This window comes from Capillimicrobium parvum (assembly GCF_021172045.1).
Taxonomy (GTDB): Bacteria; Actinomycetota; Thermoleophilia; order Solirubrobacterales; family Solirubrobacteraceae; genus Capillimicrobium; species Capillimicrobium parvum.
In genome coordinates this window covers 3,964,075-3,989,236 of record NZ_CP087164.1, presented here as the reverse complement: position 1 = coordinate 3,989,236, position 25,162 = coordinate 3,964,075, and the positions used below count along the sequence as shown (strand labels likewise).

Sequence of the window (25,162 nt, the reverse complement as noted above, 5' to 3'; positions counted from 1 at the left end):
TGCGCCCGCCCGCCACGACCGCCCGCCACGACCGCCCATGCGCCGCCGGTGGTAGCGCCCGCCCCGGTGCGGGAGGATGGCGCCATGAGCACCGGCGTCCCCGGAACCCCAGTCGCCGCCCTCGAGGTCTTCGTCGACGTCCTCTCGCAGTCGGACGCCGCGGAGACGACCGACGCCTTCTACGGCGGGCTGTGCGAAGCCATCTGCCGGCTCGCGGGGATGGAGCGCGCCATCCTGTTCCGCTACGACGGTGCGATGCGCCGCGTCCGGGCCGCGGGCTCACACGGCATCTCCCTGGACCTGTTCGCCGGCGAGCGCTTCAGCGTCGAGACCGCCCCGCTGGCGCGCCGCAGCCTCGAGGAGGACCGGGTGCTCGAGGTCTTCGCGCGGCACGCCGAGCAGCTGCCGCCGAAGTACGTCGAGCTGCTGCGCCCCGCGCAGGTGGTGTGCATCCCGATGGCCGCCGCGGGGCGCTGGGTCGGCGTGATCGTCGGCGACCGGCACGCCGACGCGACCCGCCTCGACGACGGCGACCGCGATCTCCTGTGGACGCTCGGCAAGGCGGCGGCCCTCGCGGCGGTGGCGCGCATCGCGACGAGCCAGAGCGAGCGCGCGGCGCAGCTCGAGCACCGCATCGACCTGGCCCGCGAGGTCCACGACAACGTCATCCAGCGGCTGTTCGGGGTCTCGCTGGCGCTCGCGGGCGACGGCGAGCTCAGCGCGCGCGCCCGCCAGCGCTGCGCCGAGGAGGTGCAGGCCGCGCTCGGCGAGCTGCGGGCGACCATCCAGCGGCCGCTCGGACGCGCGCCCCGGCCGAGCCGCACGTCGCTCGGCGCCGAGCTCGAGCGCCTCGCCCGCGAGCACGCCGACCTCGAGATCGCCGTGTCCGACGGCGACCCCGCCGACGTGCCCGAGCGGCTCGAGTCGCTGGCGCAGTCCGTGCTCGCCGAAGCGGTCCGCAACGCCCACAAGCACGCGCAGCCCACCCGGATCGCGGTCGCGTTGCGGCGCACCGACGGCGCCTTCGTCATGGAGGTCGTCAACGACGGCGTGCGCCGGCACACCGGCCCGACCGGCATGGGCCTGCGCCTCGTCGCCTTCGAGGCGCTGCAGAGCGGCGGCATCGTCGAGTACGGGCCGGGCGGCGAGGCCGGAGCCTGGCGCGTCAAGCTGATGGTGCCCGATGACCCGGCCTGACGACGTGCGCGACGACCGGCGCCTGTCGATCCTCGTCGTCGACGACCACGAGGTCGTGCACTGGGGCCTGCGGCTCATGCTCGGCGAGCAGCCCTGGGTCGAGCGCTGCCTGGCCGCCCACGACGGCGACGAGGCACTCGCGCATGCGCGCCGCTACGAGCCGCACGTCGCCCTCGTCGACCTGTTCGTGGGGGAGGAGTCCGGCGCGGAGATCTGCGAGCGGCTGCGGCTCGCGGTGCCGAGAACGCGGGTGCTGTTCATCTCGGGCGCGGGGCGGATCTCGCCGAACGCCGCACGGGCGGCCGGCGCGGTCGGCTTCGTGTCCAAGGACCTGCCGGCGCAGGACATCGCCCGCGCCGTCCGCGCCGTCGGGCTCGGCCGCAGCGTCTTCCCGCCGCAGGAGGAGCTTCCAGGCGCGATGCTCAGCCCGCGGGAGCGCGAGGTGCTGTCGCTCATCGCCAGCGGCGCCACGAACCGCGAGATCGCCGGCATGCTGTTCCTGTCGCCGCACACCGTCAAGGAGCACACGAGCTCGCTGTACCGCAAGCTCGACGTGCGCAACCGGGCCGAGGCCGTGGTGCGCGCGCAACGACTCGGTCTGCTCGCCTGAGCCACGCCCCAAACCGGCAGATCGGCCCGATCCCGGGGCATGGTCACCTGCCGGTCACATCTGCACCCCCCGGGCGGGGGGTTGTGGTGGCGGGCTCCCGTGGACCACGGGAGGGTGATGGCATGACTCAAGGCGCGATCGTTCTGACCGGCGGCAGCGGCGTGGTGGGGATGGAGGTCCTGGCGCGCCTGCTCGAACGCGGCGAGGACGACGTCATCGTCCTCCTGCGCGCGGCTGACGCCGACGAGGCGGACCGCCGCCTGCACACCATCCTGGGTCGCCTGTGGCGCACGGTCCCGGCACGCGACCGCGTCCGGGCGATGCCCGCCGACGTCACCACGCCGCGCCTCGGCCTGTCGGCCGGCGACCGCCATGAGATCGCCGCGACCGCGGATCGGATCGTGCACTGCGCCGCGGCGGTCGGCTTCGACCAGCCGCTCCCGGACGCGCTCGCCATCAACGCGCTCGGCACCCAGCGCGTGCTCGAGCTCGGGCGCGACATGCCGGAGCTGCGGCGCATCGTCCACGTCTCGACCGCGTTCGTCTCCGGCCGCTACGACGGCTGCTTCCATGAGACGCAGCTCATCGCCGGCCAGGGCTTCCGCAACACCTACGAGCAGAGCAAGCACCTCGCCGAGCGGCTCGTGTCGAGCTCGGAGCTGCCGGTCGTCATCGCCCGGCCGTCGATCGTGGTGGGCTCGGCCGACACCGGATGGACGCCCGCGTTCAGTGCGCTCTATCTGCCGCTGCGGGCGTTCGCCCGCGGGCTGCTCGACAGGGTGCCCGCCGATCCCGCGGGCATCGTGGACGCCGTCCCGCTCGACTACGTCGCGGCATCGCTGGTGCATCTGCTCGACGCTCCCGGCATCGAGGGCCGGACGTTCAACCTCGTCGCCGGCGACCGCGCGGCGACGGTGGGCGACGTCCTCGGGCTCGCGCAGACGCGCTTCCAGCAGCCCGAGCCCACGTTCGCCCCGCTACGCCGCGCCGGCAAGGCCGACGCACTCGTGCCGTACTTCGACGTGCGCACGACGTTCGACGACCGCCAGGCGCGCGAGCTGCTCGAGGCGCAGGGGATCGTCGCCGCGCCGCTCGACGCGCTGTTCGAGCGGCTCATGGACTACGCCGAGGCCACGCGCTGGGGGCGGGTCCCGGCGCTGCGCGAGGACGCGGGCGCCATCGGCGCGGAGATCGGGCTGGCGGCGGCGTGATGCAGGTCGCGAGCGAGATCGCCCGCTTCCGCCCCGACGATCCCGACGAGCTCGTCCACGCCAGCTTCGCCTGCTCGGGCTGCCTGTGCGAGCCGACGCACGCGACGGTGCAGCTCAGCAGCGACTCGGCCACCGTCGACTGCCACTGTCACCGCTGCGGCCTGGACTGGCGGGTGGACCTGACCGCCGAGCAGTCGCTGCGCGTTCAGCTGCGCCCGCCGTGGGCCGGGATGTCGACGCTGGTGCGGATCCCCGGGCGCCAGTTCTGACGGTGCCGCGCGCCAGCCGCTCGGTGCCGGCCGCCATCGTCGCTCGGCGCCGCCTCGCCTCCGTCCCGGTCGGGACCGGCGCCCGCCGTGCCGAAGGCGACCGCGCGCGTCGCGTCGTTGCCGCGCGAGCGCTGCTGCGTCCGGCGTTCGCGCGCGACTGAGAGCGTCGGCGACTCGTCGCCGCATCCTCGCGATCGTCCTGAGCACCGCTTCGGCGCGCTCCGTGCGCGAAGATCACGCGATGGACCACCGCCTGGCCGCCCGCGCCCGGATCTGGGCGCAGAAGTGGCGCTGGTACGAGCGCAGCACGCTGCCGTGGAACCGCGGGCGCATCCACCTGCACGCCCTGCGCCGCGGCGCGTTCATCCGCTGGCCGGTGCACGGCAACGTGCTCGAGATGTTCGACGAGGGCCGCCTGGAGCTGGGGGAGAACGCCCTCCTCGAGCCCGGCGTCTGGCTCACCGCGCCGGCTCCCGGTCGCATCCGCATCGGTGCCGGCAGCTTCCTGAACCTCGGCGTGATGGTCGCCGCCCACGAGCTCGTGGAGATCGGCGAGCACTGCATGCTCGCCAACGGCTGCTTCGTCACCGACGCCAACCACCGCTTCGACGACCCCGGCAAGCCGGTGCCGTGGCAGGGGTTCACGTCGAAGGGCCCGACCCGCCTGGGCGACAACGTGTGGCTCGGCGCCCACGTCGTGGTCACGAGCGGCGTGACGATCGGCGAGCGCTGCGTCGTCGGCGCCAACAGCGTGGTGACGAGCGACCTGCCGCCGTATTCGATCGCGGCCGGCGCGCCCGCCCGGGTGGTGCGAACGCTCGAATACTAGACCCTATGAGGCGGTCGGCCCGGAAGGGGTTGACTGCCGAGGCTGATGGCCGGACGCTCCTCGCGGGGGTTTGTCTGACCAGAGGGATGGCCTCTGGCTGACCCCAGATGAGTGAGGAGGTCCGGCCATGACCGGAACGATGACGTGGGTCGGTCTCGATGTCCATGCCCGCTCGACGCACGCGGCAGCGATCGACACGATGACCGGCGAGCTGCGACGCGCGAAGTTCGGCCCTGGGTTGGAGGCACCGATCGCGTGGATGCTCCAGCAGCCCGGTCCGGCACGCGCGTGCTATGAGGCCGGGTCGACCGGTTTCGGGCTCTACCGAGCGGCGACGACAGCGGGGATCGCGATGCAGGTGATCGCGCCCGGGAAGACCCCGCGGGGATCGTCTGACAGAGTCAAGAGCGACCGCAAGGACGCCGAGCTTCTGGCCCGGTTGTTGCTGGCCGGGTCGCTGACGCGGGTCGTGGTGCCGCCGCCGGAGATCGAGGCCGCCAGAGAGATGACCCGCGCCCACGATGCGTGCCGGCGCGATCTGATGGACGCCCGCCATCGCGTGAGCAAGATGCTGTTGCGCCACGGGCGGGTCTATCCCAAGCCGACGACCTGGACCACCGAGCACCGTCGCTGGTTGTCGCGTCAGCAGTTCGGCGAGCCGGCCAGCGCCCTGGTCTTCGCCGATCTCATCGCGGCGGTCGACGGGTTGACGGCGCGCAAGCAGGCGGTCGCACTGCAACTCGCCCAGCTTGCGACGGATGAGCGGTGGTGGCCGACCGTCGCCCGGCTGCGCGCGTTCAGAGGCATCGACACGCTGAGCGCCCTGTCGATCCACCTCGAGCTCGGCGGCGACTGGCGCCGCTTTGAGCGCGCCGCCGCGCTGGGCGCGTGGCTGGGACTGACACCGACGCTCAACCAGTCCGGTGAGTCCTCGCGCCAGGGCTCGATCACCAAGACCGGCTCGACGCTCGCCCGCAGGTTGTTGGTCGAGTCGGCCTGGCACTACGGCCGCGAACCACGGCTGGGCGCGACACTGGCCAACCGCCAGGCCGGACAGCCCGACCACATCCTCGCGATCAGCAACCGCGCCCAGCAGCGCCTCTATAAGGTCCATCGCACGATGAAGGCCCGCGGCAAGCCCCACAACATCGTGGTGGTCGCTTGCGCACGGCAGCTCGCCGGGTTCCTCTGGGCCGCCGCCACCGCCGACTGACCCGCGGCTGAGAACATCACGGTCGGTGGGCCGGGGCGCCGGGCCATCAGCGGCCGGCACGCGCGAACGTTCTATGAGCACCCCCTCGGTGGGCGGCACGCTCGTTCCTAGACAGCAAAAGCCGGCAGCACGAAACCGGGCCCTGAGGTACCCAACCCTCGCATCTCAGACTGGCAACGCCGACACCGAGCCCGGCGTCCCGGCCCACCGACCAACCCCGCCCGACGGCCGCCAAGCGGACGGCGATCACGCACGCCCACTTGACAACACGACGGACATATCAGAACTAGTACACGCCCGCCAGGGCGGCCATGAGCCCGGGAAGGCGGTCCGGCTCGCGCCCCAGGGCGAGCTGGCGCTCGGCGCCGGGATCCGCGAGCAGGCGCTCGACGCCGTGCATCCAGTCCGCGCAGCCCAGGTCCTCGGCGTGCGGCCGGCACGCGGCGAGCAGCCGCTCCACCACCTCGCCGAGCGGGATGCGCATCTCGACGGAGGGGTCGATGAGCGCGGCCGTCGTGCCGTCGCGGGCGGCGATGAAGCGGTTCTCGGCGAGGACCTCGTCGCTGCGGACCGCGAGCGGGTCGGCGAAGCCCTCGAGCGCCTCCAGCCGCGCGAGGCACTGCACGAGCGCGACGAGCGCGCCGCTGTCCTCGACGGTCGTCTGCGTGTCCATGATCCGCACCTCGACGGTCCCCAGCGCCGGCTGCAGCCGCACGTCCCACCACAGGAACGTCGGCTCCGGGAACGCCTCGCAGCGGATGAGTAGGCCGACGGTCTGCAGCCAATCCTCGTAGCTGTCGAACGCGCGCGGGATCCCGACGCGCGGGAACGCCTGGAACAGCGGCGTGCGGGCCGAGGCCAGGCCCGTGTCGCGGCCCTGCCAGAACGGCGAGTTCGCCGACAGCGCCAGCAGGACCGGCAGATGCACGCGCAGGCGGTTGGCCACCCGGACGGCATCCTCGGGGTCCGGTACGCCGACGTGGACGTGCAGTGCGAACGTCGGCTCGCGGCGCGCGAGCTCGCGCATCGAGCCGTACACGAGCGCCTGGCGCGCGCCCGTCGACACCGACACGTCGCGCCACACGGCGAACGGGTGCGTGCCCGCCGCGGCCGCGGCGAGGCCGCACGACTCCGTCGTCTCGCGCAGCGCGGCCCGGAGGTCGGCGAGCTCCTCGATCGCCGCGTCGACGGTCCCGTGCACGCCGGTGGCGAGCTCCAGCGCCGCCGCGTGCGTCTCCGCGCTGGCGTGGGCCGCTACGTCGGCGGGCAGGCGCGGCAGCACCTCGTCGATCGCCCCGGCGAGGTTCCACGACTCGGGCGCGACGAGCATGCATTCCTCCTCGACGCCCACCGTGAAGGCGGTGGCCGGCCCGCCGCCGCCACCCCACTGCGCCCACGCGGGCCGTTCGGCGCTCAGGGAAGCACCCATGTGTCCTTGCCTCCGCCGCCTCGTGAGGAGTTGACGATCATGCTGCCCGCCTCGAGCGCCACCCGGGTCAGCCCGCCGGGCAGGGCGACCGTCCGGACGCCGTCGAAGAAGACGAACGGGCGCAGGTCGACGTGGCGGGGCTCGAGGCGATCGCCGACGACCGTCGGGTGCGTCGAGAGCCGCAGGGTGTCCTGGGCGACCCAGCCGCCCGGATCCGCACGCACCGCCTCCGCCGCCTCGCGCAGCTCGTCCGTGCCGGCCGACGGGCCGACGAGCACGCCGCGGCCCCCGTGGCCGTCGCGCGGCTTGAGCACGAGCTCGCCGAGCCGGTCCAGGACGTCGTCGCGCTGCGCGCGCTCCTCGAGGTCGTACGTCCGCACCGAGGGCACGAGCGGCGCCTCGCCGAGGTAGAACCGGATCATCTCGTCCACGTACGGATAGATGCGCTTGTCGTCCGCGACGCCGGCGCCGAACGAGTTGACGACCACGAGCGTGCCCGCCCGCAGCGGCTCGAGCAGGAGCTCGCCCATCGGCGTGAGCCGCCCGTCCGCGTCGCGCAGCCGATCCTCGTCTGTGCGCCGGTAGGCGACCTGCACGGGGCGGCCGTCGTCGCGCAGCAGCAGCCGGCCGCCGTCGCGGCGCAGATCGTCGGGCCGCACGAGCCGGACGCCCGCAAGGTCGGCGAGCACGCGATGCTCGAAGAACGCGGAGTTCGACGGCCCGTCGGAGAGCACGACCACGTGGCCGTCGGACTCCGGGTGCGGCCGGGCGGCGGCGAGCACGCCGCCGAGCAGGTTGGCCAGCGCCGCGCGGACCTGCCGGCGGGGGCCCGTCTCGGCCACGTGCGCCTTGACCGCCCGGCGGGCCGCGAGCAGGTAGGCCATCCCCGATGGCGTGCGCACGTTGTCTTCGAGGACCCGGAACGTCCCGTCGGCGTCGCGGACGACGTCGAGGCCCGCGATGGCGATGCGCGCGCCCGGCGGGGCCGGCACGCCGGCGAGGTCGGGTTCGCGGAACGGCAGCGTCGCCGTCAGGCGCTCGGGCACGGCGCCCGCGGCCACGATGCGCGGCTCGGCGCCCGCCATGTCGCCGGCGAACGCGTCGAGGGCGCGCAGGCGCTGGCCCAGGCCGGCCTCGAGCTCGGCCCACTCGGCGGCGCCGATGAGCCGCGGGACCGGGTCGACCGGGAACGCCTCGTCGCCGCCGAACGTCGCGCCCTCCGCGGCCGCGTGGTCGCTGACGCGGCGCAGCAGGCCGGCGAGGTCGGCCGCCTCGATGGCGGCCATGAGCTCGGCATACAGCGGTCGCACCCGCCCGTCGGCATCGAACGCCTCGTCCCAGCTGCCGGGGGTGGGCTCGTAGGGGTGGGGGGGCGACCGTCGTTCCTGGACGATCATCACCGTTGCACCTACCCACGGTCCGCCGCATCGCAATCGACCCCCGTCACGACGGACCGGGCGCTCGGGTGGGTCGGCGGGCAGGTCGACCGCCGCCGGCGCCGGGGCCGGAAAGCGGTGCACCGCGGCTACGCCGCGGCCCGAGCGCCTTCCCGCCGTCTGCACCGCGGCTACGCCGCGGCCCGAGCGCCGCCCGCGCGCGTCTGCGCCGCGGCGTCCACGAACCGCCGGAACAGGCGCTGGTGGTCGTCGCGGGCCACGAGGCTCTCCGCGTGCCACTGGACGCCGATCGCGAACCGGCGATCGGTCGCCTCGATCGCCTCGATCACCCCATCGCGCGCCCAGGCGACGGCGCGCAGCCCCCGCCCGAGGTCGCGGATCGCCTGGTGGTGAAACGAGTTGACCTCGATGTCGGTGGCACCGAGGGCGTCCGCCACCGCGCTGTCGGGCTCGATGCGCACCGTGTGGGTCGCGACCCGGCCGGGCTGGCGCTGGCGGTGCTCGATCTCGCCCCCGACGTCCTCGGGCAGGTGCTGGTAGAGCGTGCCGCCGCGCCCGACGTTGAGCGCCTGCTGCCCGCGGCAGATCGCCAGCAGGGGGAGCTGAGCCTGGTCGGCCCTGCGCAGGAGCTCGAGCTCGAAGGCGTCCAGCGGCGGCTCCGTGGGGCCCAGGAACGCGTGCGGCTCGGCGCCGTAGAGCGACGGGTGGAGGTCCGGTCCGCCGGAGAGCAGCAGCCCGTCCAGCCGGCCGACGAGCGAGTTCAGGTCGCCCGCCGCCATCGGCGGGATCACGACCGGGATCGCGCCCGCCGCGTCGACGGCGCGCGGGTAGTCGAGCCCCAGCGCGAGCTCGCGGCGCACCGGGTCGCTCTCGGCGAGCGGTTCGACGTGCGGAGGCGTGCGCAGCTCCGACGTGGAGATCCCGACAAGCGGCTCGGTCATGGCGGGGTCGAGCGTAGCGGGCGCTGCCGCCGGGAACCGGGGACCGGGATGCGCGCAATCACGGGAGAGTGCGCGTCGAGGGCCGAGGTCATCGACCGGCCGAAGGGCTACTTCCCGGTGCCCGCGCTCGTCGAGCTCGAGGGCCGTACCTCGAGCTCGTACGGGACGCGATGACCGACCCGCGCGTCCGGTCGCGCGGCTGTGGGAGCCGGCCTACGTCGGCCGGCTCCGGGCCGAGCCCAACGCGCACCGGACGCCGTCGGGTGCGGGCAAGCTCTGGCAGCTCGCGCTGCTCGAGCTGTGGCCGGCCGCGCGCGGGCTCCGGACGGACCGGTTCAGCCGCCGAAGCGCGAGCGCAGCGCCATCACGTTGGCGACGTAGCGCTGGGTCTCGGGCAGCATCCCGATGCGCTGGACGGAGCTGAGGCCCTGGTAGTAGGCCGCCGCCGCCATCGACGGATCGCCCCCCGTCTCGCGCAGGAGATGGCCGAGGTAGAGGACGCCCGCGCCGACGTTGTCGATGGCCGAGTTGGGATCGAGGTGCCGGGCCGCCAGGTTGCTCTGCACCCAGTCCCAGGTGCCGGGCATGACCTGCATGACGCCGCGCGCGTTGGCCGACGAGACCATCGCGTTGTTGAACCCCGACTCCTGCCAGGCGATCGCGGCGGAGAGGTCGCCGGGGACGCCGTTGCGCGAGGCGACGGCGGCGATGTCGCCGGACGTCACGGTGCTCGAGGTGGGGGCCGGGCTGGCGGCGGGCACGACGGGCGCCGGGGCGGGCTGCGAAGACGCCGCCGGGGCGGGGGCTCCGGTCGGCAGCTTGACGACCGTGCCGGCGACCAGGAGGCCGTTCGGGTCCAGGCCGTTCATGTACGCCATCTGGCTGACGGAGACCCCGGCCTGGGCGGCGAGGCTGCTCAGGGTGTCGCCGGGGCGGACGGTGTAACCGCCCATTGGGGGCGGGGCGGCGGCGGTCGACGTCGATGTCGCCGTCGTCGCGGCGGGCGCGGCGGGCGCGGCGGGCGCCGACTGCAGCGCCACCGCGGCCTCCGACACCGATGGCACGTCGATCGTCTGCCCGGCGACGATCTGGGCGTCGGGCGACAGGCCGTTGGCGGCGGCGAACGCGCGCGTCGTCATGTTCTGCGCCGCGGCCAGCGACCACAGCGACTCGCCGGGCGCGACGGTGTGGGGGACGGCGGCACCGGCGGCCGCGGGGACGGTCAGAACGGCGGTCAGAAGCGCGATGGGGAGGAGAAGCGGTGGACGCATGTCCGATACCGCTACCCCTCTCCATCTGCTGATGCAACGGAAGGCGCGGGGTTACGGAGCCCCGCTATTGCGCTTGCAGGCGCCCCCGGAAATCGGTCAATTCGCCCGGATCGATCGAGTACGTGTGGTCGGCCGCCGGGTAGCGGCGGGTGCGCACGTCGTCCGCGTAGGCGCGCACGCCGCGCACCATCTCGTCCATGACGTCGCCGTAGCGCTTGACGAAGCGGGCGCCGACGCCCTCGCGGATCCCGAGCAGGTCGTGGAACACGAGGACCTGCCCGTCGGTCGCGCCTCCGGCGCCGATGCCGATCACCGGGATCTCCATCCGCGGCATGAGCTCCTCGGCGACCGCGGCCGGGATCGCCTCCCAGACGATCGAGAAGCAGCCCGCCTCCTGGAGCGCGACGGCGTCGGCGGCGACCTTGAGCGCCGCGTCGGCGGTCCGTCCCTGCGCCTTGTAGCCGCCGAGCGCGGTCGACGTCTGCGGCGTGAGGCCGACGTGCCCCATCACCGGGATGCCCGCGGCGATGATGGCGCGCGCCCGGTCGACCATGACGCCGCCGCCCTCGAGCTTGACCGCGTCCGCGCCGGCCTCCTTGACGAAGCGCTGGGCGGTGGCGATCGCCAGCTCGTCGCTGCCCTCGTAGGACCCGAACGGGAGGTCGGAGACCAGGAACGGCGTGCGCAGCCCACGGCGCACGGCCGCGGTGAGCATCACCATCTCGTCGAGCGAGATCGGCACGGTCGACGGGTAGCCGAGGACGGTCATCGCGCCCGAGTCGCCGACGAGGACCATGTCGACGCCCGCCGCCTCGGCGACCTGGGCCGACGGGTAGTCGTAGGCCGTGACCATCACGATCGCCTCGCCGAGGCGCTTCTTCTCGGCCAGGCGCGGGAGGGTCATCGGCAGGGAGTCGAGGACCGGGGCGGGGGCGTGCGGTGCTGCGGACATGACGTTTGCTCCTTGGTCGGTTGACGCCCTCAGCTGAGGAGGGTCGCCACCTGGGCGTCGGTCTGGATGATCTCGTTGCTACCCGCCGTGACGTGCACCACGCGCGGCTCGTAGTACTCCATCTCGGTGCGGTCGTACTGCGCGTAGGAGATGACGATGACGGTGTCGCCGCGGTGCACGAGGCGCGCGGCGGCGCCGTTGACCTTCATCTCGCCGGAGCCGCGCTCCCCGGAGATCGTGTAGGTCTCGAACCGCGCGCCGTTGTCCACGTCGACGACGTGGACCTGCTCGTGCTCGAGGATGTCGGCGGCCTCCAGCAGGTCGGGATCGATCGTGAGCGAGCCGACGTAGTGCAGGTCGCAGTCGGTGACGGTCGCGCGGTGGATCTTGGACTTCAGCATCGTGCGCTGCATCGCTAGCCGGCTCTCCCGTTGGAGTGGATCGTGTGGTTGTCGATGAGACGGGCCCTGCCGATGCGTGCGGCGACGGCCACGAGGACGTCCCGGTCGCCGATCTGCTGGACCGGGGTGAAGGTGTCGGGGTCGACGAGCGCGAGGTACTCGGGCTCGACGTCCAGCTCGGCCATCCGCGCGCGGGCGGCGGCGGCGATGGCCCCGGCGTCGCGCTCGCCGGCGCGGACGGCCGCGTGGGCGGCATCAAGCGCGCGCTTGAGCGCGACGGCGCGGAGGCGCTCGTCCGCGCCGAGGTAGGCGTTGCGGCTCGACATCGCCAGGCCGTCGGGCTCGCGCACCGTTGGACAGGTCTCGATGCGCACCGGCAGGTTCAGGTCGCGCACCACGCGCCGGATGACCGCCGCCTGCTGGGCGTCCTTCTGGCCGAAGAAGGCGACGTCGGGGCCGGCCATGTTCAGCAGCTTCGTCACGACCGTCGCCACGCCGTCGAAGTGCGTCGCGCCCCGCTCGGCGCCCTCGAGCGGCTCGCTGACGCCGCCGACGTGGACCGTCGTGGAGAAGCCGTCGGGGTAGACCTCCCGAACCGGCGGGGCGAACAGCAGGTCGGCGCCCGCCGCCGCGGCGAGCTCGGCGTCGCGCGCCTCGTCGCGGGGGTAGCTCGCGAGATCCTCGGTGGGGGCGAACTGCGCCGGGTTGACGAAGAGCGAGACGACGACGACGTCGGTGGCCGCGCGCGCGCGGCGGACGAGCGACAGGTGGCCTTCGTGCAGCGCGCCCATGGTGGGGACGAGCCCGATCGAGCGGCCGTCGCGCCGGGCCCCGGCGAGCGCCGCGCGCAGCTCGGCCACGGTACGGATCGTGCGCATCAGGCGGCGCTCGCGGCGTGGGCGTGGGCGGCGGCGTGTGCGTGGGCCAGGTCGCGCGTCGCATCCGTCAGCGCGTCGAAGAGGGTCAGCAGCTCGGGTGCGCGGTCGGCGACGGCATCGCGCTGCCGGGTGACGGTGGCCTCGTCGCCGCGGGCGATCGGGCCGGTCAGCGCGCGCTCGGCTCCGAGCCCGGCCCAGTTCTCGACCGCGGCGCGGACGAGCGGGGCGAGGGCGGCGCGATCGACGCCGGCGGTCCGCGCCAGGCGCTCCGCCGCACCTTCGAGCGTGACGAGGAAGTTGGACGCGATCGACGCGGCGGCGTGGTAGGCCGCACGGTCGGCGTCGTCGACGGCGATCGGCCGCAGCCCGAGCGCGTGGGCGAGCGCGGTGGCGGCGGCGAGCGCGCGCGGGCCGGCGCCCGCGACGGCGGCGGCGGCCCCGGCGAAGTCGGCGCCCTCGGCCGTGACGGTCATCAGGGGATGCAGGCTGAACGCCTCGTGGGGCGCGAGGGCATCGAGCGTCGTGGCGCCGGAGCAGTGGCCGGCGAGCAGGCCGGCACGGGGCGTGAGCGCGCCGGCGGCCGCGGCGATCTCGCCGTCGGGCACGGCGAGCAGGACGAGGTCGGCGGCAGGGTCGGCGCCGCGGCCGAGCGGCCCCTCGACGGCGAGGCCGGCGTCGCGCAGACCGGCAACCAGCGCGGTGCCGAGCCGCCCGCGGCCGATGACCGCGCAGCGCAGTGTGGACAGGGCTATATCTGTCATGTCGGTCCAGCTCCCAGCCGGGATGCCGGTCGCGAAACGGTGGAAACGAACTCCTGGACGGCCTGCGTGGTCCGTCCCGAACGGTGACGGCCTGCCGTCCACTATACCCCTCCTGCGCCGCGGTTACGCTGCGGTCATGGCGACCCCCGAGCAGCGCCGCGAGGAGCTCCTGGCCGTCTTCGAGCAGGCCCGCGGCTGCACCCGCTGCCCGCAGCTCGCGTCGACGCGGACGAAGGTCGTCTTCGGGGCGGGGGACGCCGACGCGGACCTCATGTTCGTCGGCGAGGCGCCCGGCGCCAACGAGGACCGCCAGGGCCTGCCGTTCGTCGGACAGGCGGGGAAGCTGCTCGATCAGCTGCTGGGGGAGATCGGCCTGAGCCGGCGCGAGGTGTTCGTCGCGAATACGCTCAAATGCCAGCCTCCCGGCAATCGGGACCCCCACCCGGTCGAGATCGAGAACTGCCAGGACTACCTGATGCGCCAGCTCGAGCTGATCGAGCCGCGGGTGGTGTGCACGCTCGGCAACTTCGCCACGAAGCTGCTGCGCGGCGACCCGGCGGGGATCACGCGCGTGCACGGGACCGACGAGGTGCGGGTCATCGGGCGGCGCGCGGTCCGGCTGTACCCGCTGTTCCATCCGGCGGCGGCGCTGTACACGCCGCGCATGCTCGACGTGCTGCGCGAGGACTTCCGGCGCATCCCCGAGCTGCTCGCATTGCCGGTGCCGCCGCAGCCGGCGTTCGCGGACGAGCCGATGGTGCCGATCGAGTCCGAGACGGCGCCGCGAGCGGTGCCCGCGCCGGAGAGCTCCGCCGGCGCGGAGCCCGACCGCGAACCGACCTCGGAGCTGCGGTCCGAGCCGCAGGCCGAGGCGGACCCGCAGCCGCCCAACCCCGAGCAGCTCGGCCTGTTCTGATCAGTGCACGACGACCTTCAGCACGGGCCTGTTCTGATCAGTGGACGACGACCTTCAACGCGGCCAGGATCAGGCCGAGCACGCTGCTGAACAGGCCGGCGAGGATGATCTGCAGGGTCGTTCCGCCGGTCAGGTGGCGCATCTCGGCGCCCCAGAGCATGAGCAGCAGGACGTTGACGATCGTCGCCACCCAGAACCCCGTCGCGGTGCTGTAGAGGCCGGCGACGGCGAGCAGGAGGGCCAGGCACGAGGGGAAGGCGGAGCGGACGATCGGCCACTCGTGGCGGAACGTGCGCAGCAGGTGACGCACCGACAGCGGCACGCCCTCGTCGAAGCTCGCCTTCATCCCGTCGGCCCAGCTGTGGGCCAGCGCGAAGATGAAGGCGGTGACGACGAGCGATGCGATCGCGTACCCGGGCCCGATGGTCGGCGGCAGCGTCGCGATGACCGAGGTGATGAGGATCGTCCCGTAGAGCGTCGCGGCGAGGTTGCCGGTCGGCAGCAGGCGGCTCAGCGGCAGGCGGGAGCGCGGCGGCGGGTCGGTCACGGCGAGGATTGTGCCGTGCGGCCGGTCACCCGTGCGCAATCGCCTGCCGCGTCGCGGGCTCGCCGCAGCGCGGTCAGCTGCGCCCGCTCGCGGCGGCCGTCGCGCTTGGCGGCCGCGCGCAGGGCGAACGTCAGGCCCTGCGCGGCGTCGTCGAGGCGCAACGCGCGGTCTCCGAGGTTGCCCCCGACCACCTCCCTCCGGCGCCGGGCGAGCAGGTCGAACGGCTCGCCGCCGAAATGCGCGCCCGTGCTGTGCCCGCCGCGATGCAGCAGCTCGACGCCGGGATGCAGCTCGGTCGGCACGCCGGCGGCCGCGGCGCGCAGGCAGAGGTCGAGATCCTCGTAGAAGAGGAACGCATCGGCATCGAACGGGCCGAGGCGGCGCAGGAGGTCGGTCCGCGCGGCGAGGACGGCGGCGATGGCCCAGCCGACGCGGCGCGGCACGGCGGCCCGGTAGGGCTCGAGGCGCTCGCGCAGGGGGCGCGGCAGGACGGCCGGGGGCACCGCCGCGGCCAGCAGGCCGCCGGGCCGGCCCGGCGTGGAATGCGCGCTGCGCTGGACGCGGCCGTCGGGCTCGAGCAGCCGGGGCGCGAGCAGCGCGGGGCGCCGTGCCGCGAGCGCGGCGAGGCGGGCGAGCCCGTCGTCGAGCAGCTCGACGTCGGGGTTCAGCAGCACGGTGACCGGCGTGCCGACACGCTCGAGCCCGGCGTTGTTCGCTGCGCCGAAGCCCGGGTTGCCGTCCAGGACGAGGAGGTCCGCGCCCCAGTCGCAGGCGATCTCCGGCCCGTCGTCGGTCGATCCGCTGTCGACGCAGACGACGCAGACCTCGTGGCCGTTGCCGCGCAGATGGCGGTCGATGGAGGCCAGCAGCCGGCGCAGGTCCGGCGCGGAGTCGTGCAGCGCGACCACGGCGGTGAAGCTCACGGCACGGCTCCCGCAGCGACGGCGGGCGGGCGACCGGCCGGCGCGACCACGGCGGTGAAGCTCACGGCACGGCTCCCGCCGCGACGGCGTGCGGGCGGCCGGCCGGCGCGACTGCGGCGGCCAGCGCATCGCGGACGCCCCGCGCCGTGGCTTCCCAGCTGAGCGGGGCCATCGCGCGGCGGCCCTCGTCGACGAGCCGGGCGCGCAGCTCGGCATCCGCGCCGATCTGCACGAGCGCCGCGGAGAGCGCTTCCGCGTCGCCGCGCGGGAAGCGCAGCGCGCCGGACCCGAGCGTCTCGTCGTAGACGGCGAGGTCGGAGACGACCGGCGGCACGCCGCGCGACAGCGCCTCGAGCGGCGGCAGGCCGAAGCCCTCGGCCCACGACGGCAGCACGACGGCCAGCGCGCCTCGGTACAGGGCGTCGAGCCGGGCCCCGTCCACGCGGCCCAGCAGCCGCACGCCGGGGCGGCCCTCCAGGCGCCGGGCGAGCCGCCCGGCGCCGGCGAGGACGAGCTCGGCGTCGAGGCCCTGCGCGCGGGCACGGGCGTAGGCGCCCGCCAGGAGCTCCGGGGCCTTGCGCGGCTCGAGGGCGCCGACGAACAGCAGGTAGCGGTGGGCGTCGGGCGCCGGGGCGACGCCCGCCCGGCCCTGGTTCGTCACCGCGCCCGCTCCGGGGTGCACGACCTCGACCCGTCTCGCCGGCACCCCCCAGCGCTCGATGACGGCGTCACGCGTCGGCCCCGACACGGCGACCACCTGGCTCGCACCGCGGGCCAGCGCGCCGAGCCGCCCGGCGCGGTGCCACAGCCGCTCGTACGCCGTGTAGTCCGACGGGCGCTGCTCGAACGACAGGTCGTGCACGGTGAGCACGTACGGCGCGTTCGGCTCGAGCGCGACCGGAGCGGGGGCGGGCAGCCAGACGACGTCGACGCCGCCGAGCAGCCGCTGCAGCGTCGGGCGCCCGGCCAGCGCACCCGCGGCGAACAGCGCCCGCCCGGGCAGCCGCGTGCGCACGACCTCCACGCCGCCGGGCGCCGCCACCGCCGCACGGCCCGGCACGAGCGCCACCCACTCGTCCTGCGGAAACCCCTGCGCCAGCGCGGCCAGCGTGCGCTGGAGGTAGCGGGCCACGCCGCGCCCCTCGGGCAGGTGCCGGGCATCGATGCCGACGCGCATGGCCGAAGGTTAGTTGCGCAACCAGTCGATCCAGCCCGCGGCGAGCACGAGCCCGGCCAGCGCCTCGTAGCCGCCCGCGCCGGGATGCGCGCCGTCGCCCGCGGCCGCCTCGGCCGTCCAGGCCGGCGTGGCCATCAGCGCCTCGGCGACCGGCACGAACGGCGCCCCGGCCGCGGACGCGACCCGGGCATGCGCCGCCGTGAGCGCGACGATGCGGCGGTCCGCGGCCGCGTCGCCGACCGGAGCGGGCCCCACGACGAACGGCCGCAGCCCCAGCGCGCCCGCTTCGGTCAGCAGCCCCTCCAGCACGGTCGCCGACCGCTCCGGCGCCACGCGCGGCCCGCCGTCCTCCCACAACATGTCGTTGGCCCCGAAGGCCACGGTCAGCCGGCAGCCGGCGTCCGTGACGAGCCGGGGCCCGGCCTCCGCACGCCAGCGCGCGGCGACCTGCTCGGAGGTCTCGCCCCGGACGCCGAGGTTGTAGGGGGTCACGGGCACCCCCGCCGCCCAGGCCGCGGCGGCCACGCGCCCGGCCCAGCCGAGCGCGGCGGGGTCGCCCGCGCCCGCGACGAACGAGTCGCCCAGGAACAGGACGCGGCGGTCGGCGCTCAACGTCGCGCGAGAGCGCGGAAGGCGCGCAGGGCGGGCTTGCTGATCGGCTCGGCGCCGGGGTTCCTGCGGTTGACCTTGCGCAGGCCGGACCAGTCGAAGTTGTTCGACGAGCAGCAGTCGGTCGTCAGCCACGTCGACCAGAACACGCTTTCGATCCGGTAGCGCGACCGCACCTTCAGCAGCTGCGTGTACGCCTGGCGCAGCTTCGCGGCCTGGCCCTTCTCGGTGGTCTCGAAGCCGGTCGTGAAGTTGTTCGTCCTGCCCTTCGCCGACGGCCACGACAGCTCGGAGATGATCATCGGCTTGCGCGCCGCGCCGTGGCGGGCGAACTCCGCGCGCTCGAACCTCACGATCTTCAGGACGTTCGCGACCCGCCCGGAGAACGGGTGGCCGGCGACCGCGTCGAACGCCGAGGCCTTCAGGCCGGCGCGGAAGACGAGCTTGATGGCGTCCCACGACGTGTTCTGCGGGCCCGCCTCGCCGAACGACGACAGGATGACCCGCGCCCCCGGATCGGCCTTCCGGATCGCCGCCGAAGCGACCTCGGTGAGCCTGACGAACGCCCGGGCCGATGCCCGGCCGGTCACGATCGACGGCGACCAGTAGCGCTGCAGGTTCGGCTCGTTCCAGACCTCCCACGTGCGCTGCGGGCGGGCGGGGATGTCCGGATGCTCGGCCCAGAACGTGCCGTTCGGGCCGTAGCGGCCGATGAGCGCCGTGAAGAAGGCGGCGTAGTCCGCGGGATGCTTCGGATGCGAGCCGATGTCGTTGGGGTGCTCACGGGCCCAGTCCGGCGCGCGCAGGACGACCGGCAGGACGGAGATCCCGTTGCGCGCCGCCTCGCCCATCAGCCGGTCGAGGCTGCCGAAGAGGATCGGGCCGTCCCGCTGCGGCTGCATGTCCGCCCAGTAGACGACCGGCCGCACGCTCTCGACGCCGGTGGCCTTCATCACCTGGAACTCGTGGGCGAAGGAGGCGTCGTCGCGGGTCATCAGGACGCCGTCGGCCATGACGCCGAAGAACCCGGGCGGGGGCGATGCGGCCTGCGCGGCGGCCGGCGCGAGCGCCAGCAGCGCGACGATGAGCAGGAGGCTGCGGCGCATGCGTCGGACGAGGCTAGCGGTCGCCTCCGGCCGTGCCGCCGGGCCGCTCTCATAGACTCGCTCGGCATGGAGCAACGGGTCGCCCTGATCCACGACTTCCTGCTTGACGTCCGCGGCGCGGAGCGGGTCTTCGCGGCGCTCGCCGACCTGTATCCGGAGGCGGATCTGTTCACCGCGGTCTACGACCCGCGCGGGACGGAGGGACGTTTCGAGCATCGGACCGTCAACACGTCCTTCCTTCAACGGTTGCGGCCGACCGCGCGCACCTTTCGCCCGCTGCTGCCCTTCTATCCCTACGCGATGGAGGCGATGGACCTCTCGGGCTACGACCTCGTGCTGTCGAGCTCGAGCGCGTGGGCGCACGGCGTCATCGTCGATCCCGACGCGGTCCACGTCTCCTACTGCCACAACCCGTTCCGCTACGCGTGGAACGCGCGCGACGAGACGCTCGGCCAGCGCGGGGCGCTGCAGCGGGCCGCGCTGAGCATGGTCTTCCAGCGCTGGCGCCAGTGGGACTGGATCGCCGCCCAGCGCGTCGACCGCTACATCGCGAACTCCGAGACCACCCGGCGGCGCATCCGCCGGTACTTCGGGCGCGAGTCCGACGTCATCTATCCGCCCGTGGAGACCTCGCGGTTCACGCCCGGGCCGGTCGGCGACTTCTACCTCGTCCTGTCGGAGCTGATGCCGCACAAGCGCATCCACCATGCGGTCGAGGCGTTCAACCGCCTGCGCCTGCCGCTCGTCGTCGTCGGCAACGGGCCCGACGCGCGGCGCCTGCGGCGGATGGCCGGACCGACGATCTCGTTCACCGGCCGGGTCTCCGACGAGCGAGCGGCCGAGCTGCTGTCGGCGTCCCGGGCGCTCGTCGTCACGGCGACCGAGGAGTTCGGCATCGCCGCGGTCGAGGCCCAGGCCGCCGGCCGGCCGGTCATCGCGCTGGCCGAGGGCGGCGTGCGCGAGACGGTCCAGGAGGGCCTGACCGGCGCCTTCTACGACACGCCGGATCCCGCCGCGCTCGCCGAGGCGGTGCTGCGCTTCGACGCGCTCGGCGTCGACCCGGAGCTCTGCGTGGCGAACGCCGACCGCTTCGACGTCGCGCATTTCCGCCACGGCATCCGCCGCGTGGTGGCCGAGGCGTGCACCGAGGAGCGCCCCCCTCGCGCCGATCCGCGCCGCGTCCGCCCCCGCGGTCTCGGCGCCCGCATGGCGGCGCCCGGAGCGTGACGCTGCGCGTCGCCGCGGTCGTTCCGAACTGGAACGGCGCGCGGTGGCTGCCCGGCTGCCTCGCCGCCCTGCGCGCTCAGGAGCGGCCGTTCGACGCGATCGTCGTCGTCGACAACGGCTCGGTCGACGAGTCGGCCGACGGGCTCGGGGCGGACGTCCGCGTCGTGCGCCTCGGTGAGAACCGCGGGTTCGCGGTCGCGGCGAACCGGGGGATCGACGCGGCCGTGGACTGCGATGCGGTCGCGCTCGTGAACTCCGACGTCGTGCTCGCGCCGGATTGGCTGGCGCGGACGGCGGGGGCGCTGGGCGACGGCGTGGCGGCCGTCGCGAGCAAGATGGTGGCGTTGGACGATCCGGGGCTGCTCGACGACACCGGGGACTTCCTGCGCCGCGACGGGGTCTGCGAGCAGCGCGGCCGCGGCCGGCGCGACGACGGCCGCTGGGACGCGCCGGGCGAGGTGTTCGCGGCGTGCGCGGGGGCGGCGCTGTACCGGCGGGCCGCGGTCCTCGGCGTGGGCGGATTCGACGAGCGGCTGTTCTCCTACCTCGAGGACGTCGACCTGGGTCTGCGGCTGCGGCTCGCGGGCTGGCGCGTGCGCTACGAGCCCGCGGTGGCGCGGCATGCGGGCGGCGGCTCGGCCCATCAGCTCGAACGGCCGGTGGGCGGCTGGGTGGCGCGCAACACGCTGCTGATCGTGGCGAAGGCGTTTCCGGCGCGCTGGGCCGGGCCGGTGCTCTACCGGCAGGCGGCGTGGCTCGTGGCGGCGGCGCGGGGCGGCGCGCTGCGCGCGCACCTGAGCGGGCTGGCGTCGGCGCTGGCGCTGCTGCCGGCCATGCTGCGCGAGCGGCAGGCCCTGCGCGCGGGGGCGGTGGTCCCGATCGAGGCCGTCGTCGACGACCGGCCGTGGCGCGGGCCGCGGGCGGGCGGGCACCCGCGGGCGGGGTTCTGAGGTGGACGGTCCTGCGTCCTGGCGCGCGCGCTGGGAGCGCTGGCGCACGCCGCTCCTGCTGATCGCGGGCGCCGTGCTGTCGGGCTTCACGATCCTGCGCGAGATCGGCCCGCACGACGAGGGGCTGATGCTCCAGGCCGCCGGCCGCCTCGCCGACGGGCAGTGGCCGTACCGTGACTTCTGGTGGAACTACGGCCCGGGGCAGCCGCTGCTGCTCGCCGCCCCGGAGAAGCTGTTCGGCACGTCGCTGCTGTGGTGGCGGATCCTGCGCGTCGCGATCGACACGGTGGTCGCGCTGCTCGCCTATCGCCTCGTGCGGCGCGCGGGCACGCCCGAGTGGCTCGCGCTGCTCTCCTGGCTGGCGGTGGCGGGCGCGATGGCGTGGCCGACCGGCCCGGGGCCGAACCCGACCGCCCTGCTGCTCGTCGGCGTCGCCCTGCTGCTGGCGCGCCGGCAGCCGCTGCTCGCCGGCGCGCTGTGCGGGGTCGCCGTCGCGTTCCGGCCGGAGATCGGAGCGGCGGGGGCGGTCTCGGTCGCGCTGCTCGGCGGCGGGCTGCCGGCGCTCGGTGCCGCGGCCGGGATGGCGCTGGCGGCGCTGCTGCCGTTCTTCGTCGTCGCGCCCGGCGACATGCTCGACGACACCGTCGGCTTCCTCGGCGTCCAGCACCTGCAGCGCCTGCCGCTGCCGACCCACTACCGAGGCGGCGTCGATCCGAACAAGCTGCTCGAGTTCTACCTGCCGCTGATCCTGCTGGCGGGATCCGCGCTGTGGGCGGTGTGGGCGGCGGTGCGCCGGCCGCGCTGGGCGCTCTCCGCGGTGCCGCTGCTCGCCGTCGGCGTCCTGTACCTCGCCGGCCGCCCCGACGAGTTCCACCTCGTGCCGCTGTCCGTCGCACTGTCGGTCGCGCTCGCCGTGGCGGCCGCCGGAGAACGGTCGGTCGCGTGGCGGACGGCGCTGATCGTGGGGCTCGGGCTCGTCGCGCTGCACGGGCTCGAGCGGCGGGCGGGCCAGCTCCTGCACCCGCCCGCGCTGGCGGACGTGCCGTCGCCCGTCGCCGACGGGGTGAAGACCTCGCCGGGCGACGCCGCCGCGCTGGCCCGGCTGCTGCCGCGCATCCACGCGCTGACCCCACCGGGGTGCCCGATCTTCGTCGCGCCGCCGCACTTCGACAAGGTGTCGGTCGGCGACCCGCTGCTCTACGTGCTCGCCCAGCGGCCGAACCCGACGCGCTACGACGTCATCCAGCCGGGGGTCGCGACGACGGCGAAGGTGCAGCGCGAGATCGTCCGCGACCTCGAGCGCGCGCGGCCCGCCGTGCTGGTGCGCTGGCTCGACCCGCGCGCGATCGCCGACGAGCCGAACGGGTCGTCGCGCTCCAGCGGGGTGCGCATCCTCGACCGGTACCTCGCCTCGCGCTACGGGCCGCCGCAGCGGTTCGGGGCGTATGCGCTCCACGTCGCGGCCGGCCGGCCGCCGGCGGCCTGCGTGCGCCAAGCTCCCGGTCCATGACCGTCCGCGAGATCCTGCCGCCCGACACCGCCCTCGCCTTCGAGGCCATGCGCGAGCTGCGCACCCACCTCACCGATGCCGGGAGCTTCGCCGCCCGCGTCGACGAGCTCCAGCGGCCCGAGGGCTATCGCCTCGTCGGTGCGTTCGACTCCGGCGAGCCCGGCGCGCGGGCGTCCGCCGTTGCCGGCTTCCGCGCCGGCCACAACCTCGCGTGGGGCCGCTACGTCTACGTCGACGACCTCTCGACGCGCCCGGACGCCCGCCGCCGCGGCCACGCCCGCGCGCTCCTCGACTGGCTGCTGGAGGAGGCGCGGCGGCTGGGGTGCGACGAGCTGCACCTCGACTCCGGCGTCGGGGACACCCGAGCGGATGCCCACCGGCTCTACCTCAACGCCCGGATGCGCATCACGTCGCATCACTTCTCGCGCCCGGTCTGACGCGGCGGGCCCGCGCCCGCCGCGCACCGCGCACCGCGCGCCGCGCACCGGGCTCCGCGCACCGGGCTCCGGGCTCCGCGCTCCGCGCACCGCGCGCCGGGCTCCGCGCACCGCGCACCGCGCGCCGGGCTCCGCGCACCGGGCTCCGCGCTCCGCGCTCCACCGAGCGTCGAGTTCCTCAGCCTCACGCGGAGGAACTCGACGCTCGATGCGGCGGGCGCGCGCCTCACGTCCGCTCCCACCGCCGCACACCGCCCTCGACCGGACGCGCGGGCTGCTCGCCGCCGCGGCGACGCTGACCGCCGCCGCGCTCGAGCGGCCCCTACGGCGGCGTCGTCCCACACGGTCCTCACCTACGGCGTGGTCCGGCGCGAGATGCTCGCCGAGCTCGGCGCGCCCGCGCCGAGCTGCGGCGACCCGATCATGTGGGGGATGGCGCGCTGACCGGCGCGCCCAGCCGGTCGACGTCGCGCACCGCGCCCCGGTCGGCCGACGTGACCATCGCCGCGTACGCCCGCAGCGCGGCGCTCACCGGCCGCTCGCGTCCCACCGGCGCGTAGCCGGCCGCCGCCTCGAGTTGCGCGCGGCGCTCCGCGAGCTCCGCCGCGGAGACCTGCAGCTCGATGGACCGCGCCGGGATGTCGATGGCGATGAGGTCGCCGTCCTGGACGAGCGCGATCGCGCCGCCCGCCGCCGCCTCCGGGGAGACGTGCCCGATCGACAGCCCCGACGTGCCGCCCGAGAAGCGCCCGTCGGTGACGAGCGCGCAGCTCGCGCCCAGCCCTCGCGCCTTGATGTAGGTCGTCGGGTAGAGCATCTCCTGCATGCCCGGGCCGCCGCGCGGGCCCTCGTAGCGCACCACGACCACGTCGCCGGGGTCGATGCGCCCGCCGAGGATCGCCTCGACCGCCTCCTCCTGGGACTCCACGACCACCGCCGGGCCGGTGAACGACCACAGCGTGGCGTCGACGCCTGCCGTCTTGACGACGCAGCCGTCCTCGGCGATGTTGCCGAACAGGATCGCCAGCCCGCCGTCCGTGCTGTGCGCGTGCTCGACGTCGCGGATGCAGCCGTCGGCCGGATCGGTGTCCAGCGACTCCCAGCGCTCGGACTGCGAGAACGCGGTGGCCGACCGCACGCATCCGGGGGCGGCGTGGAACAGCTCGACCGCCTTGGGCGAGGCCGAGCCGCCGCGCGCGTCCCAGGCGCCGAGCCACTCGTCCAGCGAGCCGGCGTGGACGCTCGAGACCTCGTCGTCGAGCAGGCCGGCGCGGCGCAGCTCGCCGAGGATCGCCGGGATGCCGCCCGCGCGGTGGACGTCCTCGACGAGGAAGTCGCCGTTGGGCGCCACCTTGCACAGGCACGGCACGCGGCGCGAGAGCGCGTCGATGTCGGCCATGGCGAAGTCGACGCCCGCCTCCTGGGCGGCGGCGAGGAGGTGCAGCACGGTGTTCGTCGAGCCGCCCATCGCGATGTCGAGCGTCATCACGTTCTCGAACGCGGGGCGCGTCGCGATGCTGCGCGGCAGGATGCTCTCGTCGTCCTCGTCGTAGAAGCGCCGGCAGAGGTCCACCACGGTTGCGCCCGCCGCCTCGTAGAGGTCGCGGCGGGCCGTGTGGGTGGCGAGCGTCGTGCCGTTGCCCGGCAGCGCCAGGCCGAGCGCCTCGACGAGGCAGTTCATCGAGTTGGCGGTGAACATGCCCGAGCACGAGCCGCAGGTCGGGCAGGCGGCCTCCTCGAGGCGCAGCAGGTCGTCGTCGCCGATCGTCTCCGACACGGCGTCGGCCATCGCGGTGATGAGGTTGACCCGGCTGCGCACCGTGCCGTCGACGAGCACGGCGCGGCCGCCCTCCATCGGTCCGCCGGAGACGAACACCGTGGGCACGTTGAGCCGCAGCGCGGCGTTGAGCATGCCCGGCGTGATCTTGTCGCAGTTGGAGATGCACACCAGCGCGTCGGCGCAGTGGGCGTTGACCATGTACTCGACCGAGTCGGCGATCAGGTCGCGCGAGGGCAGCGAGTAGAGCATCCCGCCGTGGCCCATCGCGATGCCGTCGTCGACCGCGATCGTGTTGAACTCGCGGGCGATCCCGCCGGCCTCCTTGACCGCCGCGGCGACGATCGCGCCGACGGGCTGCAGGTGCGTGTGGCCGGGGACGAACTGCGTGAAGCTGTTGGCGACCGCCACGATCGGCTTGCCGAAGTCCTCGCGCTCCACGCCGGTGGCGCGCAGGAGCGCGCGGGCACCGGCCATGTTGCGCCCATGGGTGACGGTGTGCGACCTCAGCTGCGGCATGCGATTCCTTGCTCTCTGCGAACGGATCCGGTGGAGCGGATCCTACGTGGCGCGTGGCCCGTGGCGCGGGGCGCGGGGCGCGGGGCGCGGGGCGCGGGGCGCGGG

The 25,162-nt window shown here is 74.8% G+C and carries 26 protein-coding genes; 12 read left to right on the top strand and 14 right to left on the bottom strand.

Annotated elements, in window-relative coordinates; genetic code table 11:
• Positions 1 to 84 precede the first annotated feature (84 nt).
• From DSM104329_RS19410 to DSM104329_RS19385, 6 genes are all read left to right on the top strand, one after another.
• The gene (locus DSM104329_RS19410) at positions 85 to 1,197 is read left to right on the top strand and encodes a GAF domain-containing sensor histidine kinase (protein ID WP_259311501.1); all 1,113 of its coding nucleotides are present in this window, start codon (positions 85 to 87) and stop codon (positions 1,195 to 1,197) included.
• Entirely contained in the window at positions 1,184 to 1,807 is a 624-nt protein-coding gene (locus tag DSM104329_RS19405; RefSeq protein ID WP_259311500.1) for a response regulator transcription factor, read from the top strand. The genes DSM104329_RS19410 and DSM104329_RS19405 overlap by 14 nt, the downstream gene beginning before the upstream one ends.
• A 122-nt stretch (positions 1,808 to 1,929) precedes the next feature.
• The gene (locus DSM104329_RS19400; protein WP_259311499.1) at positions 1,930 to 3,018 is read left to right on the top strand and encodes an SDR family oxidoreductase; all 1,089 of its coding nucleotides are present in this window, start codon (positions 1,930 to 1,932) and stop codon (positions 3,016 to 3,018) included.
• Entirely contained in the window at positions 3,018 to 3,287 is a 270-nt protein-coding gene (locus tag DSM104329_RS19395; protein ID WP_259311498.1) for a hypothetical protein, read from the top strand. The genes DSM104329_RS19400 and DSM104329_RS19395 overlap by 1 nt, the downstream gene beginning before the upstream one ends.
• A gap of 241 nt (positions 3,288 to 3,528) precedes the next feature.
• Entirely contained in the window at positions 3,529 to 4,116 is a 588-nt protein-coding gene (locus tag DSM104329_RS19390) for an acyltransferase (RefSeq protein WP_259311497.1), read from the top strand.
• A 127-nt stretch (positions 4,117 to 4,243) separates the two neighbouring features.
• A complete protein-coding gene (locus tag DSM104329_RS19385) occupies positions 4,244 to 5,329 on the top strand; it encodes an IS110 family RNA-guided transposase (protein ID WP_326924449.1) in 1,086 nt (361 codons plus the stop codon).
• A 286-nt stretch (positions 5,330 to 5,615) separates the two neighbouring features.
• On the opposite strand, the gene DSM104329_RS19380 is transcribed toward DSM104329_RS19385, so the two are convergent.
• The 3 genes from DSM104329_RS19380 to DSM104329_RS19370 all read right to left on the bottom strand — a co-directional run bounded on the left by DSM104329_RS19380 (position 5,616) and on the right by DSM104329_RS19370 (position 9,096).
• On the bottom strand, positions 5,616 to 6,758 hold the full coding sequence (locus DSM104329_RS19380; protein ID WP_259311496.1) for a carboxylate-amine ligase: 1,143 nt from the start codon (positions 6,756 to 6,758) through the stop codon (positions 5,616 to 5,618).
• Positions 6,743 to 8,155: a circularly permuted type 2 ATP-grasp protein gene (locus DSM104329_RS19375; protein WP_259311495.1), complete on the bottom strand. Its 1,413-nt coding sequence runs from the start codon at positions 8,153 to 8,155 to the stop codon at positions 6,743 to 6,745. The genes DSM104329_RS19380 and DSM104329_RS19375 overlap by 16 nt, the downstream gene beginning before the upstream one ends.
• 170 nt (positions 8,156 to 8,325) lie before the next feature.
• Complete coding sequence (locus DSM104329_RS19370; protein ID WP_259311494.1) at positions 8,326 to 9,096, bottom strand: gamma-glutamyl-gamma-aminobutyrate hydrolase family protein; 771 nt, start codon at positions 9,094 to 9,096, stop codon at positions 8,326 to 8,328.
• Between the two features lie 48 nt (positions 9,097 to 9,144).
• Between DSM104329_RS19370 and DSM104329_RS19365 the strand changes: the two genes are divergently transcribed.
• On the top strand, positions 9,145 to 9,270 hold the full coding sequence (locus tag DSM104329_RS19365) for a hypothetical protein (protein WP_259311493.1): 126 nt from the start codon (positions 9,145 to 9,147) through the stop codon (positions 9,268 to 9,270).
• Positions 9,271 to 9,431: 161 nt separating this feature from the next.
• Here the strand turns inward: DSM104329_RS19365 and DSM104329_RS19360 are convergent, their stop codons facing one another.
• From DSM104329_RS19360 to DSM104329_RS19340, 5 genes are all read right to left on the bottom strand, one after another.
• Entirely contained in the window at positions 9,432 to 10,367 is a 936-nt protein-coding gene (locus DSM104329_RS19360) for a LysM peptidoglycan-binding domain-containing protein (protein ID WP_259311492.1), read from the bottom strand.
• Between the two features lie 64 nt (positions 10,368 to 10,431).
• Positions 10,432 to 11,319, bottom strand: a complete 888-nt coding sequence (gene panB, locus DSM104329_RS19355) for a 3-methyl-2-oxobutanoate hydroxymethyltransferase (RefSeq protein WP_259311491.1) — start codon at positions 11,317 to 11,319, stop codon at positions 10,432 to 10,434.
• Positions 11,320 to 11,348: 29 nt separating this feature from the next.
• A complete protein-coding gene (gene panD, locus DSM104329_RS19350; protein WP_259311490.1) occupies positions 11,349 to 11,732 on the bottom strand; it encodes an aspartate 1-decarboxylase in 384 nt (127 codons plus the stop codon).
• Positions 11,733 to 11,734: 2 nt separating this feature from the next.
• Positions 11,735 to 12,598: a pantoate--beta-alanine ligase gene (gene panC, locus DSM104329_RS19345; protein ID WP_259311489.1), complete on the bottom strand. Its 864-nt coding sequence runs from the start codon at positions 12,596 to 12,598 to the stop codon at positions 11,735 to 11,737.
• Positions 12,598 to 13,359, bottom strand: a complete 762-nt coding sequence (locus tag DSM104329_RS19340; protein WP_259311488.1) for a Rossmann-like and DUF2520 domain-containing protein — start codon at positions 13,357 to 13,359, stop codon at positions 12,598 to 12,600. The genes panC and DSM104329_RS19340 overlap by 1 nt, the downstream gene beginning before the upstream one ends.
• A 136-nt stretch (positions 13,360 to 13,495) precedes the next feature.
• On the opposite strand from DSM104329_RS19340, the gene DSM104329_RS19335 reads away from it, so the two are divergent.
• On the top strand, positions 13,496 to 14,275 hold the full coding sequence (locus DSM104329_RS19335) for a uracil-DNA glycosylase (protein ID WP_259311487.1): 780 nt from the start codon (positions 13,496 to 13,498) through the stop codon (positions 14,273 to 14,275).
• Between the two features lie 37 nt (positions 14,276 to 14,312).
• Here DSM104329_RS19335 and DSM104329_RS19330 read toward each other — a convergent pair whose 3' ends face one another.
• From DSM104329_RS19330 to DSM104329_RS19310, 5 genes are all read right to left on the bottom strand, one after another.
• On the bottom strand, positions 14,313 to 14,822 hold the full coding sequence (locus DSM104329_RS19330; RefSeq protein ID WP_259311486.1) for a hypothetical protein: 510 nt from the start codon (positions 14,820 to 14,822) through the stop codon (positions 14,313 to 14,315).
• A complete protein-coding gene (locus DSM104329_RS19325) occupies positions 14,819 to 15,745 on the bottom strand; it encodes a glycosyltransferase family 2 protein (protein ID WP_259311485.1) in 927 nt (308 codons plus the stop codon). The genes DSM104329_RS19330 and DSM104329_RS19325 overlap by 4 nt, the downstream gene beginning before the upstream one ends.
• Positions 15,746 to 15,806: 61 nt before the next feature.
• A complete protein-coding gene (locus DSM104329_RS19320; RefSeq protein ID WP_259311484.1) occupies positions 15,807 to 16,922 on the bottom strand; it encodes a glycosyltransferase family 4 protein in 1,116 nt (371 codons plus the stop codon).
• A gap of 9 nt (positions 16,923 to 16,931) precedes the next feature.
• Positions 16,932 to 17,534, bottom strand: coding sequence for a GDSL-type esterase/lipase family protein (locus tag DSM104329_RS19315; RefSeq protein ID WP_259311483.1), 603 nt, complete (start codon positions 17,532 to 17,534; stop codon positions 16,932 to 16,934).
• Positions 17,531 to 18,637, bottom strand: coding sequence for a glycoside hydrolase 5 family protein (locus tag DSM104329_RS19310; RefSeq protein ID WP_259311482.1), 1,107 nt, complete (start codon positions 18,635 to 18,637; stop codon positions 17,531 to 17,533). Before DSM104329_RS19310 ends, DSM104329_RS19315 begins: the two co-directional genes overlap by 4 nt.
• A 66-nt stretch (positions 18,638 to 18,703) precedes the next feature.
• On the opposite strand from DSM104329_RS19310, the gene DSM104329_RS19305 reads away from it, so the two are divergent.
• From DSM104329_RS19305 to DSM104329_RS19290, 4 genes are read left to right on the top strand one after another with little or no spacing between them, the layout of a single operon-like run.
• Entirely contained in the window at positions 18,704 to 19,864 is a 1,161-nt protein-coding gene (locus DSM104329_RS19305; RefSeq protein ID WP_259311481.1) for a glycosyltransferase, read from the top strand.
• Positions 19,861 to 20,814, top strand: a complete 954-nt coding sequence (locus DSM104329_RS19300) for a glycosyltransferase family 2 protein (RefSeq protein WP_259311480.1) — start codon at positions 19,861 to 19,863, stop codon at positions 20,812 to 20,814. The genes DSM104329_RS19305 and DSM104329_RS19300 overlap by 4 nt, the downstream gene beginning before the upstream one ends.
• A 1-nt stretch (position 20,815) precedes the next feature.
• A complete protein-coding gene (locus DSM104329_RS19295; protein ID WP_259311479.1) occupies positions 20,816 to 22,324 on the top strand; it encodes a hypothetical protein in 1,509 nt (502 codons plus the stop codon).
• Positions 22,321 to 22,761, top strand: coding sequence for a GNAT family N-acetyltransferase (locus DSM104329_RS19290; protein WP_259311478.1), 441 nt, complete (start codon positions 22,321 to 22,323; stop codon positions 22,759 to 22,761). The genes DSM104329_RS19295 and DSM104329_RS19290 overlap by 4 nt, the downstream gene beginning before the upstream one ends.
• A gap of 421 nt (positions 22,762 to 23,182) precedes the next feature.
• On the opposite strand, the gene ilvD is transcribed toward DSM104329_RS19290, so the two are convergent.
• On the bottom strand, positions 23,183 to 25,057 hold the full coding sequence (ilvD, locus tag DSM104329_RS19285) for a dihydroxy-acid dehydratase (protein WP_259311477.1): 1,875 nt from the start codon (positions 25,055 to 25,057) through the stop codon (positions 23,183 to 23,185).
• Between the last annotated feature and the right edge of the window lie 105 nt (positions 25,058 to 25,162).